Origin of the sequence: Pseudomonas sp. LW8 (assembly GCF_041956865.1) — a bacterium.
GTDB lineage: Bacteria > Pseudomonadota > Gammaproteobacteria > Pseudomonadales > Pseudomonadaceae > Aquipseudomonas > Aquipseudomonas siliginis.
The window spans coordinates 2894057-2911013 of the sequence record NZ_CP168138.1 but is presented as its reverse complement, the minus strand read 5'-3'; the positions used below and the strand labels follow the sequence as shown (position 1 = coordinate 2911013).

At 57.5% G+C, this 16957-nt stretch carries 16 protein-coding genes; 4 read left to right on the top strand and 12 right to left on the bottom strand.

Annotated elements, in window-relative coordinates:
• Positions 1-12: 12 nt before the first annotated feature.
• From AB9L16_RS13280 to folE, 5 genes are all read right to left on the bottom strand, one after another.
• Positions 13-816, bottom strand: a complete 804-nt coding sequence (locus AB9L16_RS13280) for a DUF1206 domain-containing protein (protein ID WP_110645324.1) — start codon at positions 814-816, stop codon at positions 13-15.
• A gap of 126 nt (positions 817-942) precedes the next feature.
• A complete protein-coding gene (locus AB9L16_RS13275; RefSeq protein WP_016774774.1) occupies positions 943-1248 on the bottom strand; it encodes a DUF6482 family protein in 306 nt (101 codons plus the stop codon).
• A 14-nt stretch (positions 1249-1262) separates the two neighbouring features.
• A complete protein-coding gene (locus tag AB9L16_RS13270) occupies positions 1263-1973 on the bottom strand; it encodes an SDR family oxidoreductase (RefSeq protein WP_375123733.1) in 711 nt (236 codons plus the stop codon).
• On the bottom strand, positions 1970-2512 hold the full coding sequence (locus AB9L16_RS13265) for a DUF3833 domain-containing protein (RefSeq protein WP_041480338.1): 543 nt from the start codon (positions 2510-2512) through the stop codon (positions 1970-1972). The genes AB9L16_RS13270 and AB9L16_RS13265 overlap by 4 nt, the downstream gene beginning before the upstream one ends.
• Positions 2513-2557: 45 nt before the next feature.
• The gene (gene folE / locus AB9L16_RS13260) at positions 2558-3115 is read right to left on the bottom strand and encodes a GTP cyclohydrolase I FolE (protein ID WP_375123732.1); all 558 of its coding nucleotides are present in this window, start codon (positions 3113-3115) and stop codon (positions 2558-2560) included.
• A 321-nt stretch (positions 3116-3436) separates the two neighbouring features.
• Between folE and AB9L16_RS13255 the strand changes: the two genes are divergently transcribed.
• Entirely contained in the window at positions 3437-4891 is a 1455-nt protein-coding gene (locus AB9L16_RS13255; RefSeq protein WP_217848768.1) for a TrkH family potassium uptake protein, read from the top strand.
• 58 nt (positions 4892-4949) lie between these two features.
• Here AB9L16_RS13255 and AB9L16_RS13250 read toward each other — a convergent pair whose 3' ends face one another.
• The gene (locus AB9L16_RS13250; RefSeq protein WP_252867629.1) at positions 4950-5435 is read right to left on the bottom strand and encodes a DUF6130 family protein; all 486 of its coding nucleotides are present in this window, start codon (positions 5433-5435) and stop codon (positions 4950-4952) included.
• Between the two features lie 410 nt (positions 5436-5845).
• Here AB9L16_RS13250 and AB9L16_RS13245 point away from each other — a divergent pair, with 410 nt between their 5' ends.
• Positions 5846-6226 carry a hypothetical protein gene (locus AB9L16_RS13245; RefSeq protein WP_122507382.1) on the top strand — a complete coding sequence of 127 codons (381 nt, stop codon included), beginning with the start codon at positions 5846-5848 and terminating at the stop codon, positions 6224-6226.
• Positions 6227-6297: 71 nt separating this feature from the next.
• On the opposite strand, the gene AB9L16_RS13240 is transcribed toward AB9L16_RS13245, so the two are convergent.
• The 6 genes from AB9L16_RS13240 to AB9L16_RS13215 form a co-directional block, all read right to left on the bottom strand.
• Positions 6298-8688: a TonB-dependent siderophore receptor gene (locus tag AB9L16_RS13240; protein ID WP_375123731.1), complete on the bottom strand. Its 2391-nt coding sequence runs from the start codon at positions 8686-8688 to the stop codon at positions 6298-6300.
• A 121-nt stretch (positions 8689-8809) separates the two neighbouring features.
• Positions 8810-9790 (bottom strand): FecR domain-containing protein, encoded by a 981-nt coding sequence (locus AB9L16_RS13235; RefSeq protein ID WP_375123730.1) that lies wholly within the window; start codon positions 9788-9790, stop codon positions 8810-8812.
• Positions 9777-10295, bottom strand: coding sequence for a sigma-70 family RNA polymerase sigma factor (locus AB9L16_RS13230; protein WP_375123729.1), 519 nt, complete (start codon positions 10293-10295; stop codon positions 9777-9779). The genes AB9L16_RS13235 and AB9L16_RS13230 overlap by 14 nt, the downstream gene beginning before the upstream one ends.
• A gap of 185 nt (positions 10296-10480) precedes the next feature.
• Positions 10481-11374, bottom strand: coding sequence for a LysR family transcriptional regulator (locus AB9L16_RS13225; RefSeq protein WP_256809821.1), 894 nt, complete (start codon positions 11372-11374; stop codon positions 10481-10483).
• 95 nt (positions 11375-11469) lie between these two features.
• Positions 11470-12210 (bottom strand): SDR family NAD(P)-dependent oxidoreductase, encoded by a 741-nt coding sequence (locus AB9L16_RS13220; RefSeq protein ID WP_125927060.1) that lies wholly within the window; start codon positions 12208-12210, stop codon positions 11470-11472.
• 323 nt (positions 12211-12533) lie between these two features.
• Entirely contained in the window at positions 12534-13430 is an 897-nt protein-coding gene (locus tag AB9L16_RS13215) for a LysR family transcriptional regulator (protein ID WP_256809820.1), read from the bottom strand.
• 503 nt (positions 13431-13933) lie between these two features.
• Here AB9L16_RS13215 and AB9L16_RS13210 point away from each other — a divergent pair.
• On the top strand, positions 13934-14584 hold the full coding sequence (locus AB9L16_RS13210; protein WP_071172471.1) for a hydrolase: 651 nt from the start codon (positions 13934-13936) through the stop codon (positions 14582-14584).
• A gap of 382 nt (positions 14585-14966) precedes the next feature.
• Positions 14967-16679: a sigma-54-dependent Fis family transcriptional regulator gene (locus AB9L16_RS13205; RefSeq protein WP_256809819.1), complete on the top strand. Its 1713-nt coding sequence runs from the start codon at positions 14967-14969 to the stop codon at positions 16677-16679.
• Positions 16680-16957: the final 278 nt, after the last annotated feature.

Sequence of the window (16957 nt, the reverse complement as noted above, 5' to 3'; positions counted from 1 at the left end):
TCGAATCTCCGCTTACAACGGCACATCCATTTCGATTCTGCGCCATGCTGCTTCGGAAAAGCTGTACACCGAAAACGCGATCAGCCCCAACGCCATCAGCATCAACAGCACGCCGCCTGCCGGCAGATTCTGCAAAGCATCCAGTGCTTCCTTCATGCCGGGTGGATTGGTTGCCTGGTAAACCGAGCCACTGACCGCCATCAACAGCGCAATCTCGATAAACACCACGCCTCGGGCGATCAAGCCAAAGCGCGACACCGGGCGCACGTAACGCATCACTTCGTCATCTGCCTCGAAGTATTTCTCGAACGTGGCCTTCCAGCCTTTGATGATGTGGGCAATACCGACGCCGAGCGGGATCAGCGCGATCAGGTAGATCAACAGGTTCGAATGCTCGAACGACAGCAGCTGCGCAAGCAGATCCTTGGTCTTGCCATCCCCGGAACCGCCCGAACTCCTGAGACCACTCACCAACAGACCCAAGGCGAAGAAGGCCAGCGCCGCATTGACCAGACCGCCAGCAAGCAAACCTGCACGGATGACCAGACCTTTGAACTCGCTGCCGTGGTGGTCGACATCGCGGATCGCTTGCAGTGCACGCCAGGCGGCGAAGGCCAGCAGGCCGGCGACCACAACACCGATCAGCACGTAGCCGAACGGCTGGCTGAGCAATGCTTCGAGGCTCTTGTGGCTGTCTTTCGGTTTGGTGGAGTCGTGCGCTGCCAACAGCGCGAAGATACCGATGATCAGATACAGAACACCGCGCGCGGCGTATCCGCCTCGGGCAAGCAGGACAAGTGTGTGTTGAGTGGACATGGGATTTACTTCCAGGGAATCGATGTGAAGCAGACCCGTGGACGGAGCAGGGGTTCGATAAATGCGTCGCCGGTGGGCGACGCGCGCTTTATCAGCCTGCCATTCAGCGCTCGCCTTGCTTCGGCGTCATAACGGCGTGGTCAGCGAAAACGGAATGCGCAGCTCTTCAACCGGCCCTGAATCCCGACCGCACATTTCGTCGTGCACGCATTGTTGCACCAGTACGCAGGGAAACGCCGGCACGGTCTGCAGCAAGTCGCGCAGGTGAGTGATCGAGCGCAGGTGCATTGGCTTGGCCGCGTCATCGAGCAAGGTGAATTGGCCCTGATCCACGCGAATTCTCGCCAAATAAAAACCGCCTTCAAGTGACAGCAGCTCCAGTTCGCGAACTTCACTGTTGGCCGCACGTTCGGTGAGGGTTTGCAGATTCATGCTTCACTCCTTGCCTACCAGGGCAGGCGTTCTCCATCGTAGGCGAAGAAATGGCCGCTGTCGGCCGGCGTTAGCGTGTCAATCAGACTCAGTAATTGCCCGGCGGCAATGTCTGCCGGGCGGGCGCTTGCGGCTCCGCGAAAAGGTTGCGACAACGGCGAGACCACCGTGCCCGGGTGCAGGCTGAGCAAGCGACTCTGCGGTCGCGTGCGCGAAAGCTCGATGGCGGCGGTCTTGATCAGCATGTTCAGCGCAGCCTTGGAGGCGCGATAGGCGTACCAGCCGCCCAAACGGTTGTCGCCGATGCTGCCGACTTTTGCCGACAGCATCGCCATCGCGCCTTGAGGCGCAAGCAACGGCAGAAAATCGCGCAGCAGCAATGCAGGCCCCAAGGTGTTGACCTGGAACACGGCCTGCAGCGACTCGGCGTCGATCGCGCTGTAGCTTTTTTCCGGCTTGATCCGGTCACGATGGAGGAGGCCGGCCGCGTGAATGATCAGGTGATACGGCGCTTCGCCTGCCAGTTCAGCGGCGGCGCTGGCGATCGTTTCGGGTTGCTCGAGGTCGAGCTTCGGCACAGTCTGGCGTCCCAGCGCATGGACGCTGGCGCAGCGTGGATCCTGTTTCAAATGTTGGCAAAACGCCGTGCCGAGGGCGCCACTGGCGCCGATCACCAGAGCGCGATAACCGTCGCCGAACGAGGTCAGGGTCAACCCACTGCTCATGGGTTCGTCCCAGCGTTCTGGCGCCGGAAGAACACCGTCACCTGACCGACTTCGAAACCCCACTTGGACATACGGGTGCGGTTGATCAGCGTGTCCTCGTCGACCAGGTACATCCAGTCGTCCATGCTCATTTCGTAGGTCGAGTCGTCGACTGGCAGGTTCAGGCGATAACGCCAGTGGAAGGTGTTTCCAGCGATCTGGCCCTGAGCAACCCCGACCACATCGTGCGCGCGACCGCTCCACTGACCATTGCCCCCGGGAGTGAGGGTCCAGACTCGGCGTTCACGGGTGCCGTCGCTGTAACGGAAGCGCTCGTCGAGGATCAGGTTTTCACCTTCACGACGGCTGGCGATATCGACCTCGAAACGCTTGACCACTTCGCCGTTGCGCTTCTGAAACATCCCCCAGGCTTTGACGGGCTGGCTGAAAAACTGCTCCAGATTCAATGCCGGTTGCTGGTCAGCGTAACGAGCAACATCGACACTGCCGCAGCTTGCGATGCTGAGCGCCAGTCCTAACAGCAGCAGAAATCGGGTCATCCGCCTACTCCTTGAGCTTGTACAGGTAACAGATTATGTATAGGCCTAGCGCCGTCCGATGAGCTGGAGAAATTCCTGCCGCGTCGTCGAGCTGTCGCGAAAGGCACCGAGCATGACCGAGGAGGTCATGATCGAATTCTGCTTCTCAACGCCGCGCATCATCATGCACATGTGCCGGGCTTCAATGACCACCGCGACACCGGCGGCATCGGTGATCTGCTGGATCGCCTGAGCAATCTGCCGAGTGAGGTTTTCCTGGATCTGCAGGCGCCGCGCGAACATGTCGACCACCCGCGCCACCTTCGACAGCCCCAACACCCGGCCAGTGGGGATATACGCCACATGCGCCTTGCCAATAAACGGCAGCATGTGATGCTCACACAGCGAATAAAGCTCGATATCACTGACGATCACCATCTCATCGCTCTGCGATTTGAACAGCGCACCGTTGGTGACGTCTTCCAGGCTCATCCCGTAACCGTTGCACAGGTATTGCATCGCCTTGGCGGCGCGCTGGGGTGTATTTAAAAGCCCCTCACGCTCGGGGTTTTCGCCGACGCCAACGAGGATTTCACGGTAATGGCTGGCTAATAGTGGGCTCATTCGGGTCACTCGTGGCGGTGCTGCGTGAGGGCCAATGTCTGGCGAAAAGGTTGTACGCATACAGGTTGTCTGTATAGGTTTTATTGAAGATAGGCTGAAAAGGATCAACTGACAACGCATCGGTGGTTTTTTTGTGCGGGTTTGGGAGTTCGCTCGGGACAAACCGAATGCCCGGTGCAGTGAAGGGCTTGATTGGCGCGGGCATTTGGCCTTCGACTCCCGCAGCCTGACTGATTGCAGGTAAAAATTTTACGGAGAATTTACGCAGTCTTGATGGGAGGCATTCGATACTGCGCGGCGCTAATTTGGAACGCTATCGTGATGTCCCTCGCAGCAATTCGGCTTATCGGCTTCATCTTGGGTATTTTTCTGATCACCCTGGCGGTAAGCATGGCTATACCCATGTTCACGCTGGTGGTCCATGAGCGTAGCGACGATCTGTCGGCCTTTCTCTGGTCGAGTCTGATTACCTTCATCTGTGGTCTGCTGTTGATCGTGCGAGGGCGTCCGGAGACCGGCAATCTTCGGCCCAGGGACATGTACCTGCTGACTACCGCGAGCTGGGTTGTTGTGTGCGCCTTCGCAGCGTTACCAATGGTTTTCATCAGCGATATCAGCTACACCGATGCGTTCTTTGAAACGATGTCGGGCATCACAACCACTGGCTCGACGGTACTCACCGGTCTGGATAGCGCCTCTCCCGGCTTGTTGATCTGGCGTTCCATGCTGCACTGGCTAGGCGGGATCGGTTTTATCGGCATGGCTGTCGCGATTCTTCCGCTCTTGCGAGTCGGCGGCATGCGTCTTTTCCAGACAGAGTCCTCGGACTGGTCGGAGAAAGTGACACCACGTTCTCATGTCGCAGCCAAGTACATCCTTTTGCTCTATCTGGGCCTGACGGGTATCGGCACTTTGGCGCTCTGGCTCGCAGGAATGACCCCATTCGAAGCGATCAACCACGCAATGTCGTTGATCTCCACCGGCGGGTTCTCGACGTCGGACTCCTCCCTCGGGCACTGGGAGCAGCCAGCAATCCACTGGGTGGCGGTAGTCATCATGATCCTGGGCAGCCTGCCATTCACCTTGTACGTCGCTACATGTCGAGGCAATCGGCGTGCGCTGATCAGGGACCACCAGGTACGCGGGTTTATTGGATTCTTGCTCGTCACGTCACTGGCTGTAGGTACCTGGCTGTATTTGCACAGCGACTACGGATGGTGGGACGCGTTTCGTATCGTGGCGGTCAATGTGACCTCGGTTGTCACGACCACTGGAATTGCGGTTGGCGACTACACCTTGTGGGGCAGCTTTGCTGTTTTGCTGTTTTTCTATCTGACCTTCGTCGGTGGCTGTTCCGGCTCAACGGCAGGCGGGCTGAAAATCTTCCGTTTTCAGGTGGCTGCCGCGCTTCTGGTCAGCAGCTTGAAGCAGTTGATCCATCCCCGAGCCGTGATTCAGAAAAAGTACAACGGTCATCCTATCGACGAGGAAATCGTCCGCTCGCTGCTGACCTTCTCGTTTTTTTTCACCATCACGATTGCCGCCATCGCTTTGGGCCTGGCACTGATCGGGCTTGATTGGATTACCGCTCTGAGCGGTGCCGCTACGGCGGTGTGTAACGTCGGCCCCGGCCTGGGCACAATCATCGGGCCGGCAGGTAATTTCTCGTCACTGCCGGATGCGGCCAAATGGCTACTCACCGTTGGCATGCTGCTAGGCAGGTTGGAAATCCTGACGGTGTTGGTGCTCGTGACCCCGGTCTTCTGGAGATATTGAGCCAGTCAATCGCTGGCAGAGACGCCGATTGTTGCCTGTTACGGTGATAGCACGGCGGTCATGGTTTTACCGCGTGATGATCGTCAGTACGGGGAGCGTCCGTCGGTTTATTCTCCGGTACTGTAAAACTCACTGTCGTACTGGTGATGATCTGGTGCGTCGGGTCGGCCACTTCCAAGAGAACCTTGTGAGGACCGGGCGTTAGCCCGACCAGGATAATCGGGTCTTCACTGGTGTGCGCCCACGTACCTTTCCAGTCATCGACGGTCACGTGAAGGTGACCTAAGCGTGGTGATACCTGCGCAGCCACCTTGCCAAATACCGGCATGATCCTGGCGTGCTCTGTTCGAAACTGGATGATGACCACTCCACGGGCGAGCGGCTCGGCAAGCGGCGGGTAGGCAATGAGTCTCGGCGCACTCTCGGATGCCAAGGGCAGTATCGCCAGCGGAGAATCGCTGTCTGCTGCCCCTTGTCCGAGCACGGATGGGCAAAAGCAGACACCCAAAGCCAGGGCCAATAGACTTCCGGGAGCGAGGGACATGATCGGTTTCTCCGCGTGATTTCATTCAAGCGTAGATCAACCTGGGTATTGCCCGCGGCTCATTTGAAAATGGAATCATCCAACGTATCTCATCGATACTGACTGGCCGCTTCTGGCCGATCTCCGTGTCACGGATCGCCAAATACCCAAAAGCGGCCACCCTTGTGTTTGTGTACTATCTCAATTCGCTAGCGCCAGTGAGCGCGGGTCTCGATACCCGCTTTGTCACGTTTATCTGATGACAGTCCAAGTCGACCTCTGCCGAATAAGCCCCGGGGGAAAACGGGACCACCCAATCAGAAGCTGCTTTCGAACCATAGCTGTCGCTTAACAGCAAATCTGCCAACATGTTTTCTAACAGGCTTGTCCTGAATCCATCGCAAAACCGAACTCACGAGTACTTTGATCATATGGCCACAGGTCTTAGTGATGCCGAGCTTGATTACGTACTGGGGATGATTGAGAAAGCCCCAAACACCGAATTAAATGTTATGTGTGAGCACCTGCAGATCGACAGCCGCGATCTTCTCAATCAGTTGGCGATCTCAGTGGCAAGACTGTTTATCACCGGCGGCCGCGATTTTCACTACTGTGATGAGGTGATGAATATTGTCATCAGCGATATCGTCGATCTGTCCTTGTACGCAGAGATGCCCGAGCCGGCATTTTCGATCTATCAGGCATTTGATGCGGGCGAGTATTGGCACAGCGGCGATGACCGGGAGGTATTCCCTTGGGAGAGGTGGACCCGTCCTGAGCTTGAGAGAATTTTGCGTGAGGTCGGCGGCTAACAACCAAGTCGAAGGTGCCCGCGGTAACGCGGGCACCGTTTTCTGTGTGGGGAAAACGCTGACCCGTCTGCTTACCAGTTGTAGCTCAGCTTGGCGGTAATCTCGCGGCCCGGGTTGTAGAAGTTCGCGGTGCCGGAGCCGACCACGTGCTGCTCATCCAGCAGGTTGCTGACGTTCACCGCCAGGTCGGTGCCCTTGGCGATCTTGTAGTTGAAGGCGGCGTCGAACAGGGTAGTGCCATCGCTTTTGCCGGAGTTGGCTGCATCGAAGTAATAAGCGCCGACGTAGCGCGCACCCAGGCCCACGCTGACATCAGTGGCGGGTACGTCGTAGTAACTCCAGAGCGAAGCGGAATGCTTGGGTGCCGTGGCGAACTCGTTGCCCTTCAGGGAACTGCCGTCATACAACGAACCGCGCAGTACCTCGGACTCCATGTAGGAATAGCCACCGATCAGGCTCAGGTTCTGCGTCACCTGCGCTTTGGCCTCCAGGTCGAGGCCACGCGCCCTCGATTCGCCCACCGTCTGCTGCTCGATGATGCCGCTCGGCAGCACCACAGCGATGGTGACATTTTCCTGGGTCAGGTCGTACACGGCGGCGGAGAACAGTGCATCCATCCCCATCGGCGCATACTTCACGCCGACTTCGTACTGCCTGCCTGTCTGCGGTGTCACGCCGACCTGCGGCGGCGAGACGGATTCGACCATGCTCACATAGGTGGAGACTTCATCGTTGACGATATAGGTCAACGCACCTCGGTAGGAGGTTTCGGAGAAGTTGTCTTTCTCGGTGGATTGCAAGCCTTTGCTGGTCAGGTCCATCGAGTCGTTGCGCACACCTCCGGTGACGATGAAACGCTCGTAGAACGACAGGTTCTGCTGAAGGAAGACGGCCTTGGTGGTCGCGTCTCGCTTGTTGACGGCATACGGCGCGATTGAGCGTGGAACGCCAGTAAACACCGGGTTGGCAATGTCGATCGGGGTTGTCAGGGCGTAGACCGAGCTTTCCTTGGTGGTCGAATCGAGGTACTCCACGCCCACCAGACTGCTGCTGTCGATGTTCTCGAAGCGGGCATCGTATTGCAGCATCAGATTGCCGTTGAACTGGTCGGCTTCAGTGTCGGTTCCGAACAGGTAGCGATCGACGGTGGTACCGATACGTGCGGCGCTGTCGCTGAGGTACACGTAGCCAAAATCATCGGTCAACTTGCTGTAACGCAGATTGCTGCGCAGCACGAAGCCGTTGTCGAAATCATGGGTGACGTTACCGCTGAGGCTGGTGCGCTCGACATCGTGGAAGTTGTAGCTGGGCTCGCCATAAAACTTGCTGCGGTCGTATTCCCGATCCAGTGGATAGCCGCCGCTGTTGGGCGAACTCTCGGTTTTCAGGTAATCCAGAATCATCGTAGCCGATGTGTAATCCGTCGGTGCCCAGGTGAGGCCACCCATAAACAACTGGTTATCGTCTTGCGAGTGATCGTACTCGCGGTCGCTGTTCTGGCCTTTGGCAGTAAAACGGCCGGCCAGGGTTTTCTCGTCGTTCAGCGCATCGCCGACATCGATGCCGGTCTCGACATGGTCAAACGAACCGTAGGTCACATAGCCTTGGCCAAACTTCTCGAAGCGCGGCTGTTTGGTCACGAAATTTACCGAACCGCCCGGGTCCGCAGGGCCAAACAGCGTGGAGTTGGCGCCACGCAGAATCTCGATGCGCTCATAGGCGAATGGGTCTTCGCGTACGCCGCGCATCGAGCTGAGGGTCAAGCCGTCACGGTAGGTGGTGGCCTGGAAGCCGCGGATCTGGAAATAGTCGTTACGATCATCCGTACCATAAAAGTCACTGACCACGCCCGGCGTATATTGCAGCGCCTCTTCCGTAGTGCTGACGCTGCGTTGCTGCATTTCCTTGTTGGTCACCACCGACACCGATGCCGGTGTATTGAGAATGCTGGTGGCGACCTTGCCGCCAACCCAGAGCTCCTTGGCCACCACCGAGTTGGCGTCGTCGTCGGCACTGACCCGAACCTTGGCATTGATGATGAGCGGGGCGAGGCGGTAGTCCTCGACGGCCGTTGCGTCGAGCTCCAGCGGGCCGGCGGTTTTTGCTTGAGGGGTCAGCAGGTAAGCATTCGCGCCTTGCTGTTCGATCTGCAACTCGCTGCCCTGGAGCAAGGATGACAGCGCTGCCGATGTATCGAGCGTGCCATTCACGCCAGCAGTGGTGCGGTTCGCCACACTCGACGCGTCGAAAGAGAGGCTGATGCCAGCTTCGCGCGCAAAGCGGTCAAGCGCTGGCGCCAGTGGCCCGGGGGCGATATTCCACTGTTTGACTTGATTGCTGTGATCAGCGCCCGAGGTTTGCGCCAGCGATGGCAATGCGTAGCTGCTCACGATCAAACCCAAGATCGCACCGTGCATGGCACGACTTAATGGATGGCGCTGTGAAACCGGGGACGAACTCATTTTCTCGCTCCAAGAAAGGACATCGGCAGACTGGCCTGTATTCCGGCCTTCCTTAGAGGTCGAACGAGAATGAGAAACCACCTCATTATTTTTCAGATAGCAGAAAAATATTCAGGTGGACTCAGGTGGCAGCGGTTACGGTGACCCAGTAACGGGTTCGGTAATCAATGTGCAGGCGCAGTGACTGCGCGATCAATGCCAGGACCCGATCGTTGTCGGCGAGCTGGAAGGTGCCGGAAACGCGTCGATCAGCGACCTCTTCGGCGCAGCGCAAGATTCCGGGGCGATAACGCGACAACTCCGCGATAAAGTCCCCAAGGCGCATATGGTTCGCACTGATCACTCCGTCACCCCAACCCCATGGATCAAGGCCGTTGTCCCTGAACGTTCGGGTGCCGCTTGGGGTGAACAGCAGTTGGTTTCCTGCCAGGACGTTGCGGCTCGCAGGCGTTTGACTGGAGCCGGGGAACACCGTGACTGATCCTTCCTGGGCCGCGACCAGAGTGCCGTCGTCACGCTCGCGGACCAGAAAGCGCGAGCTATGGGCTCGCATCATTCCGTCGCGTGATTGCACCCACAGCGGTCGCACTTGCGGCGAGTATTGATCCGCACCGACATTCACGATGATTTCACCACGGCGCAGGATGATCAGGCGCCGCTGGGCGTCGAAATCGCTGTCGACGGCGCTATCGCTATTGAGCTGGATAAGGCTGCCATCGTCGAGTTGGAAACGTCGTTGCTCGCCGGTGCTGCTGCGCTGCTGTGCAAGCATGGAGGGCAGGGGGGTGTAGTCGCGGCCGAGCCAGGCTGCCGTGCCGACGGTCGCCAATACGCCCAGTAGCTTCAGGCTTTCCCGCCGGCGCATTCCCTGCTGGGCGCCCTTAAGGGTTTGTCGAGCCAGCTGAGCTGGCACGCCTTCAAATTCATCGCCAAGCGTTTCCACACGCTGCCACGCCAATCCATGCTCGGGGCGCTGCTGCAGCCAGTGCTCGAACGTGCGCTGTGTCTGTTCATCGGCTTGATTGAAGCGAAGGCGCACCAGCCATTGGATCGCCTGCTCGACAATGGCCGGATCCAGCGCCTCGGGCTCAGGCCTCGACATAACGCAAGCGATAGCAATGTTGCAGGGCTGTGGCCAGGTCGCGTTCCACCGTCGCGCGGGAAACTCCGAGCTCTTCGGCGATTTGCGCGCAGGTCAGACCGTCGAGTCGGGCAAATAAAAACGCCTGGCGTACTCTTGGTTTAAGCGAGTCGAGCAGACGGTCTATGCGCTCGAGCGCATCGAGAATCATCAGCCGGCTTTCTTCCGATGGAACCTCGTGTTGCGGCAGCAAGGTGATGCTTTCCAGGTAGGCACGTTCCAGTTCGCGACGACGATACTGATCAATCATCAGACCGCGGGCGATGCTGCTCAAATAGGCGCGGGGTTCGCGCAGGGCGCCGGACTGATGGCGGTGCTTGAGCACTCGCACAAAGGTGTCCTGGGCCAGATCTGCGGCGTTGTCGCGACAGCCGATGCGCCGAATCAGCCAGCCCTGTAACCACGAGAAGTGGGTGCGATAGAGCAGCCCTGGATCTGCAGTACCTAGTGTTTCGTCGCTACGCATCGGCATCCCGGGACATACATGATTGATAATGAATCGCATTCTACTCAGGCGATTGATCTTAGGCAAACATGCGCAGCTCAGCGCCTGCATGCAGGCGAATGGCATGGTTGCGCAGGAACTACGAGTGGAAGATGCGTCCGGCAATTGGATAGATTGAACGCTCGCCGTCCCGAGTGGCTTGCCTTCTAAAGGGAGAGAACGTTGCCCGGGCTCACATCTGCGAACCAATCGACCAGCATGTCCGTCAGCACCCGTATCTTTCGCGCAGGGTGCTGGCTTTGGGGGCGAACAATGTAAATACCCGCCGGAACAGGGGGATATCTGTGCATGACGGACACCAATGCGCCAGATTTGATGTGCTCGTCGATGACGCTGTCAGAAAGGTACCCTAGACCCAGACCTGCAACGGCTGCCGCGGCGAGCGCGACAGGATTGTCAGCCTTGAAGCGCCCTTGGGGATTAACCATGATGGACTTTTGGCCATCCATAAACCGCCAGGTTTCCGCACCTTGCATAAGAGATTCATGCGTAAGAATCTCGTGGGGAGCCTCTGGCGCTCCATGTGTACTCACATAGCCTGGGCTTGCCACGAGTTTGCCGTGAATGCTGCCCACACGCTTTGCGATGAAGTTGGAGCTCTGTAAATGGCCGACCCGAATAGCACAATCGAAGCCCTCGCCAATCAGATCGACGATACGATCGCTGTAACTTGCATGAATGTGCAGGAGAGGGTGGCGTCGCCCCATTTCAGCAAGCACGGGGGCAATATGTGTCGGGCCGTACGAGATCGGTGCTGCGATCCGGAAGCGGCCTCGAAGGTCTCCATCTGGAACAATGGCGTCCCTGGCCGCGTCAAACTCAGCGACGATCCGCGCCGCATACTCTCGCAAGGCGGCTCCCGCTTCGGTGACAGCAGCACCACGGGTTGTCCTGGCCAATAGCTGCACACCCAGTTGGGATTCCAGCTTCAGAAGCCTGCGGCTTATTATCGATTTCGCAACACCCAGTCGCCGGGCCGCCGACGAAACACCGCCCGCGTCGGCTACCTCGACGAAGGTTCGAAGATCATCAATATCCAATGCTTCCTGCCTCTGCAAATGGCCATTAGTGCGTTTCAACCCCTGACCAACAGTCCATGGCAGCCGTCCACTGCGGACAGCTGCCTGAGCGTTAGTCAAGCGATCGCACCGCCGTCCACGGTCAGGATGGCGCCAGTGATCAGGCTCGCGGCAGGACTGGCCAGATAGACCACCGCACTCGCAACTTCGCGAGGCTCGCCAAAACGTCCCAAGGACGACAGGCTCCGCTGAAAGTCGCCGGCGGGGCCGTCGGCTGGATTTGCGTCGGTGTCGACCGATCCCGGCTGAACAAGATTAACGGTTATGCCGGTGGGGCCGAGTTCACGTGACAAACCCCGGGTGAATGCGAGCAACGCCGACTTGGACATTGCATAGGCTGTTACACCCGCAAAGGGCACCCGCTCTGCCAGTCCCGAGCCAATTGTGATGATTCTTCCGCCAGCGGGCAGATGCGGGATGACCGCCTTTGCGAACAGGACGGGGCCTCGCACGTTGATATCCATCAGTGCTTGATAGTCGTCTACATCAATGTCGGCGATCATTCCGTTCAAGCCGATAGCCGCGCTATTGACGAGAATATCGAGGCCGCCCAGCGTCGAGATGGCCTGCGCGACTGCGCATTCAATGGCTTGCGGGTTGGCACTGTCGGCTTGAATCGCGATAGCACGACGCCCTTTATCAGCGATGAATTTGGCCACTGCCTCAGCTTTTTCCGTCGACTGCTGGTAGGTGAACGCAACATCGGCGCCATTCTCTGCCAGTGCCACTGCGATAGCGGCGCCGATCCCGCGAGCTCCTCCCGTCACCAACGCACGTTTTCCTTCCAAATCGATCATTACTCACCTGTCTGGCATGCAGTTATTTGGCCGCGCGCATTCACCAGGGATGGTGCAAGCGTGCCGATACGGGGGCGGATATTAGGGATCCAGTTCCTTGGTTTGTAGTCTCGTGGGTTGTATTACTGTGTCGCACAAATCGGAACATCCAACCGGGTGTTGGCGTTATTCGCGAGTGAGGAATGAAACTTTGGAGAAATATTCGGGTGCGCTGATCAGGACTGGACGTATTAGCCGCGATAGCTCTGATGGATCAATAAGTAAGCCTGGTATCCATACTTTGCTTTCAGGACTCACTCGAAGGGAGCTTGCAATCGGGTCTTTCAGCTCTGTGGCGACTCAGGAATATGTGCCGCCTGGTCGCAGTATTCAAGCAGCAATTCGGTGAGCACTCTTATCTTTCGCGCAGGGTGCTGGCCTGGCGGTCGAACTACATAAGCGCCTGCTGGAGGCGGCGGATAATCCGTCATGATCGCTACAAGTGCGCCGCTCGCCAAATGCTCATGCGTGACCCAGTCAGGTAACCAGGCAATGCCGATGCCGGCCAAAGCTGCGGCCAGCAATGCGGTGCCATTGTCGGCTTTGAACGTTCCCTGCGGGCGCACCGTAACCATCGTGTCACCATCCATGAATGACCACGATTCATTGCCTTGCATCAGTGCTTGGTGGCTGACGACTTCGTCGGGTGTTTCGGGCGCTCCATGCGCCTTGATATAGACGGGGCTTGCCACCAATTTGCCAAAGATCGGTCCGATACACCGGGCGATCATGTTGGAATCGGGCAGGTAGCCCACCCGTATCGCGCAGTCATACCCCTCGGCGATGAGGTCAACGAAACGATCGGTGTAGTTCGTTTGCACATGAAGCTGTGGGTGACGCCTGGCCATTTCCGCGAGGATCGGCGCGAAATGTATTGGCCCCAAAGTCAGGGGCGCGGCGATCCGCAGGCGGCCACAAAGCTCGCCGGAAGGCAAGATCGCATCGCGTGCCGACTCGGCCTCAGCGCATATTCTGGCGGCGTAGTCGCGGAAGGTCGCCCCAGCTTCGGTAAGGGCCGCACCGCGGGTGGTACGCGCCATCAGTTGCACGCCCAGCTCTGCTTCCAGGCGGGCAAGCCGGCGACTGACGATAGATTTCGACGTGCCCAGGCGCGTTGCCGCACGGGAAATGCCGCCGGCATCGGCCACTTCTACAAAGGTTTCAAGCTCTTCTATATCCATTTCCACGTTCCTTTTTTTGTCACGCAGCTACGCACGGAATGCGACTACCAGAACGTACATCTGAACTGCACATTACGGAGTTCGCGCGTTGGCGCCAATAGCGGTTCCCGGGGACGTCCTGATCTGTGCGTACATGGGGCCGCTTTTCGAGCGGCCAGCAGTGCGTGCGAGTGTCGACAAGCTGCTACAAGATGTATTGCGGGGGCGTATACGGGTTGTCATTGAACGGGCCTTTACCCTATCGCAGGCTGCTACGCATGACTTCGCGGAGCGAAGCAAACCGCTGGGGCGCGTCGTCATGAAGCCGTGAAGCCATCGCCAGAGAATGGCAGCAAAAACCGTGGCGTTCCTCATTCCGCGACACAGTAAGTCATTCGCTGCTACTACCCGAAGGTTTGAGGGCGCTGCACAGTGCATGAGGCATCGCCGCTCATAAGGCGCGCTGCACGGAAACTGATCCCGCAAATAAACGTGCCAACCCACGGCAACAAGAGGATGGATTAATGGCTTTTCGTAACGGTCTTGCTTCGCTTCTTCGTCCAGAAGACTCCGTACTTGTGTTGATCGATCACCAGCCTTTTCAACTCACCAATCTCAATAGCCACGATCCGCACGCAGCGGTCAACTGTGCGACAGCATTGGCGAAGGCTGCGAAGGCGTTTAACGTCCCGACCATTCTGACCAGTGTAATTGCCGAGCGTGGCGGTTGGATCTTTCCGCAAATCACCGACGTTTTCCCCGGTCAGGAGGTGATTGACCGAACGCTCATCAATACTTGGGAAGACAAGAAAGTAGTGGACGCGGTCAAGGCAACAGGCCGCAAGCAATTGGTCCTGGCTGGCCTGTGGACTGAGGTCTGCGTCGCCATGCCAGCGATTCAAGCACTAGGCGAGGGCTGGGACGTTACCGTGGTCACCGACGCGTGCGGTGGCGTTTCGGTCGAAGCCCATCAAGTCGCCATCCAACGCATGGTCGGCGCTGGGGCAAATGTCATGACCTGGTTGGCAGTCATGGCTGAATGGCAACGCGACTGGGCACGCCTCGATACGGCAGGCGCTGTAACCGATGTGCTTCTGCAGCATGCTGCAGGTAGCGGCATTGCTTATCTGTGGGAGCAGCAATTGCTCGACACGCCGGTACCCGCTGAAGGTTGATCAGCACGGGAGTGAGGGGCCAGTGAAGTACCGCTTTGCCAGGGAGGCGCCCCATTCCCGCGTTCATCGACGGCCGATACTGAAGGCGTGCATTCGCAATCTGCTGGGATATTGCGAATGACCAATACCTAGTCCAACACAGCACATGGCTGGCTCGGGCCAGATCACCAACATTAAGCCTGGCTGTGACTTTGGCGCTTGGTAACTGCCTTCATCTGCCCGCGAAGCCCGTGCACCGTCATGTCTTTGCATCGGGAGGCCCGCTGGCTCTGCGTAGCAATGCACTAAAATCCCTTCATATCGCGATCGATTGTTTCGGTGCTTTCACTCGGCGCCACAGCTTGATCAAGACCGCTCAAAACAATAATCGAGGTCTCTCTCAATGGCTGTCAGTTACAACCCTGAGCTCCACTATTCCGGCTTTCACGACCTGAGCGACCAGGTTCGTTTTCAAAGCACGGAAGGCAAGATCTGGTTTGGTGAGCAGCGCATGTTGTTGATGCAGGTATCGGCGATGGCTAATTTTCGCCGTGAACTCATCAATAGCCTCGGCGTCGACCGCGCCAAGGGGTTCTTCTTGCGCCTTGGCTACCAGTCTGGACTCAAGGATGCGGAAATGGCCCGCAAGCTCAGACCAGACAGTCCGCAGTTGCAGATGTTTCTGGTCGGCCCGCAACTGCATTCCCTCAAAGGTATGGTCAATGCGAAACCCATTCAGTTAGAGCTGGATCAGGAGAGCGGCCATTTTTATTGCGAGCTCGAATGGATTGACTCCTTTGAGGTCGAGACTTGCCTGACTGAAGTCGGCCTGATGGAGGAACCAGTCTGTTGGTCTTTGTTGGGCTACGCCTGTGCGTACAGTTCTTCATTCATGAAACGCGAAATCATCATCCAAGAAACCACCTGTCGCGGATGCGGGGATGAGCGCTGCATCATTATTGGTAAACCTGCCGAGGAATGGGAGAACGCCGCAGAATTCAGACAGTACTTTCAAGCCGACCCAATCATCGAGGAGCTGTATGAACTGCAATCACAGATCAGCTCTCTGCGTAGAAGCCTGGAGAAGCAGGAAGCTCAATTCTATGGAGTAGGGCGCTCGCCTGCCTATTTGAAGGTATGCAAGATGATCGACAAGGCTGCCAAAGGAAAAATTTCCGTCCTACTGCTCGGAGAAACTGGCGTCGGCAAGGAGGTCATCGCACGGAGCGTGCATCTGCGCAGTGATCGCGCCGAGCAAGCGTTTGTCGCAGTGAACTGCGCTGCCATTCCTCAGGACCTGATTGAAGCCGAATTGTTTGGTGTTGAGAAAGGCGCTTTTACCGGCGCCAATCAAACCCGCCCAGGACGCTTTGAACGGGCCAACGGAGGGACGATTTTTCTAGACGAGGTGGTGGAGCTGACGCCCAGAGCGCAGGCGACATTACTTCGGGTACTGCAAGAGGGTGAACTGGAACGGGTAGGCGATTCCCGAACCCGCAAGATCAATGTGCGAGTCATCGCTGCTACCAATGAAAGCCTCGCCGACGCCGTCGAAGCGGGCCGGTTTCGCGCCGATCTTTATTACCGCTTGAATGTGTTTCCGGTGCAGATTCCCCCACTGCGCGAGCGACTTGAAGATCTGCCACTGCTGGCCGAGCACTTTATAAGCAAATTTCACTTGCAATATCACAAGCGAACGCTGGGTTTATCAGACAAAGCTCTTGAATTGTGTCGCCGCTACGCCTGGCCGGGGAATATTCGCGAATTGGAAAATACGATTGAGCGTGGCGTCATCCTGACCGACAGCAACGAGACCATAGGCCAGGATGCACTCTTTGCAGTCTTCCCAAAAACAGACGATTCGCACGGTGATCGTCTCAACTCTGATGGCGCGTTGGTTCAGGCTGGCGGTGAAGAACTTTGTCCCGATTGGGTTACGCAGATCTTTGATAAAAACATCAGCCTGGATGCTGTGGAAGAACGGCTGATGCGCCGCGCCATGGAGCTTTCACACCAAAACGTCTCGCAAGCCGCTCGCATGCTCGGCTTGACCCGGCCGGCACTGGCCTATCGCCTGAAGAAAAGCGGCTTGTTGCATGACGAGAGTCTTGAGTGACTTTGCGTGGCCGCCTGGCGGTTCACCGTGGACCACGCTTGAGCTGGATTGATCAAATCAACAAAACCTCGCCGAGACTTCATCAAATGATCAAACAAGCCCTTCGATAAACTCCGAGCCCGATACTCGCGACATCACATTAAGTTGTATGTCATTGATAAATATCTATTTATATAAGTTTTATAAAATTGGCATAGCCCTTGCTCCAGTACCAATTGTCGCTTTTCGACGCGTAGCTATTTGCAACATGGGTTGGATGACCGCGAATTGCAAAATCG

What these genes read in the sequence shown, in the direction of transcription:
- AB9L16_RS13235 (WP_375123730.1), bottom strand. Translation starts at nt 9,790, where the DNA reads ATGTCGAGGCCTGAGCCCGAGGCGCTGGATCCGGCCATTGTCGAGCAG.
- AB9L16_RS13205 (WP_256809819.1), top strand. Translation starts at nt 14,967, where the DNA reads ATGGCTGTCAGTTACAACCCTGAGCTCCACTATTCCGGCTTTCACGAC.
- AB9L16_RS13245 (WP_122507382.1), top strand. Translation starts at nt 5,846, where the DNA reads ATGGCCACAGGTCTTAGTGATGCCGAGCTTGATTACGTACTGGGGATG.
- AB9L16_RS13230 (WP_375123729.1), bottom strand. Translation starts at nt 10,295, where the DNA reads ATGCGTAGCGACGAAACACTAGGTACTGCAGATCCAGGGCTGCTCTAT.
- AB9L16_RS13220 (WP_125927060.1), bottom strand. Translation starts at nt 12,210, where the DNA reads ATGATCGATTTGGAAGGAAAACGTGCGTTGGTGACGGGAGGAGCTCGC.
- AB9L16_RS13265 (WP_041480338.1), bottom strand. Translation starts at nt 2,512, where the DNA reads ATGACCCGATTTCTGCTGCTGTTAGGACTGGCGCTCAGCATCGCAAGC.
- AB9L16_RS13280 (WP_110645324.1), bottom strand. Translation starts at nt 816, where the DNA reads ATGTCCACTCAACACACACTTGTCCTGCTTGCCCGAGGCGGATACGCC.
- AB9L16_RS13250 (WP_252867629.1), bottom strand. Translation starts at nt 5,435, where the DNA reads ATGTCCCTCGCTCCCGGAAGTCTATTGGCCCTGGCTTTGGGTGTCTGC.
- AB9L16_RS13215 (WP_256809820.1), bottom strand. Translation starts at nt 13,430, where the DNA reads ATGGATATAGAAGAGCTTGAAACCTTTGTAGAAGTGGCCGATGCCGGC.
- AB9L16_RS13210 (WP_071172471.1), top strand. Translation starts at nt 13,934, where the DNA reads ATGGCTTTTCGTAACGGTCTTGCTTCGCTTCTTCGTCCAGAAGACTCC.
- AB9L16_RS13270 (WP_375123733.1), bottom strand. Translation starts at nt 1,973, where the DNA reads ATGAGCAGTGGGTTGACCCTGACCTCGTTCGGCGACGGTTATCGCGCT.
- folE (WP_375123732.1), bottom strand. Translation starts at nt 3,115, where the DNA reads ATGAGCCCACTATTAGCCAGCCATTACCGTGAAATCCTCGTTGGCGTC.
- AB9L16_RS13255 (WP_217848768.1), top strand. Translation starts at nt 3,437, where the DNA reads ATGTCCCTCGCAGCAATTCGGCTTATCGGCTTCATCTTGGGTATTTTT.
- AB9L16_RS13240 (WP_375123731.1), bottom strand. Translation starts at nt 8,688, where the DNA reads ATGAGTTCGTCCCCGGTTTCACAGCGCCATCCATTAAGTCGTGCCATG.
- AB9L16_RS13275 (WP_016774774.1), bottom strand. Translation starts at nt 1,248, where the DNA reads ATGAATCTGCAAACCCTCACCGAACGTGCGGCCAACAGTGAAGTTCGC.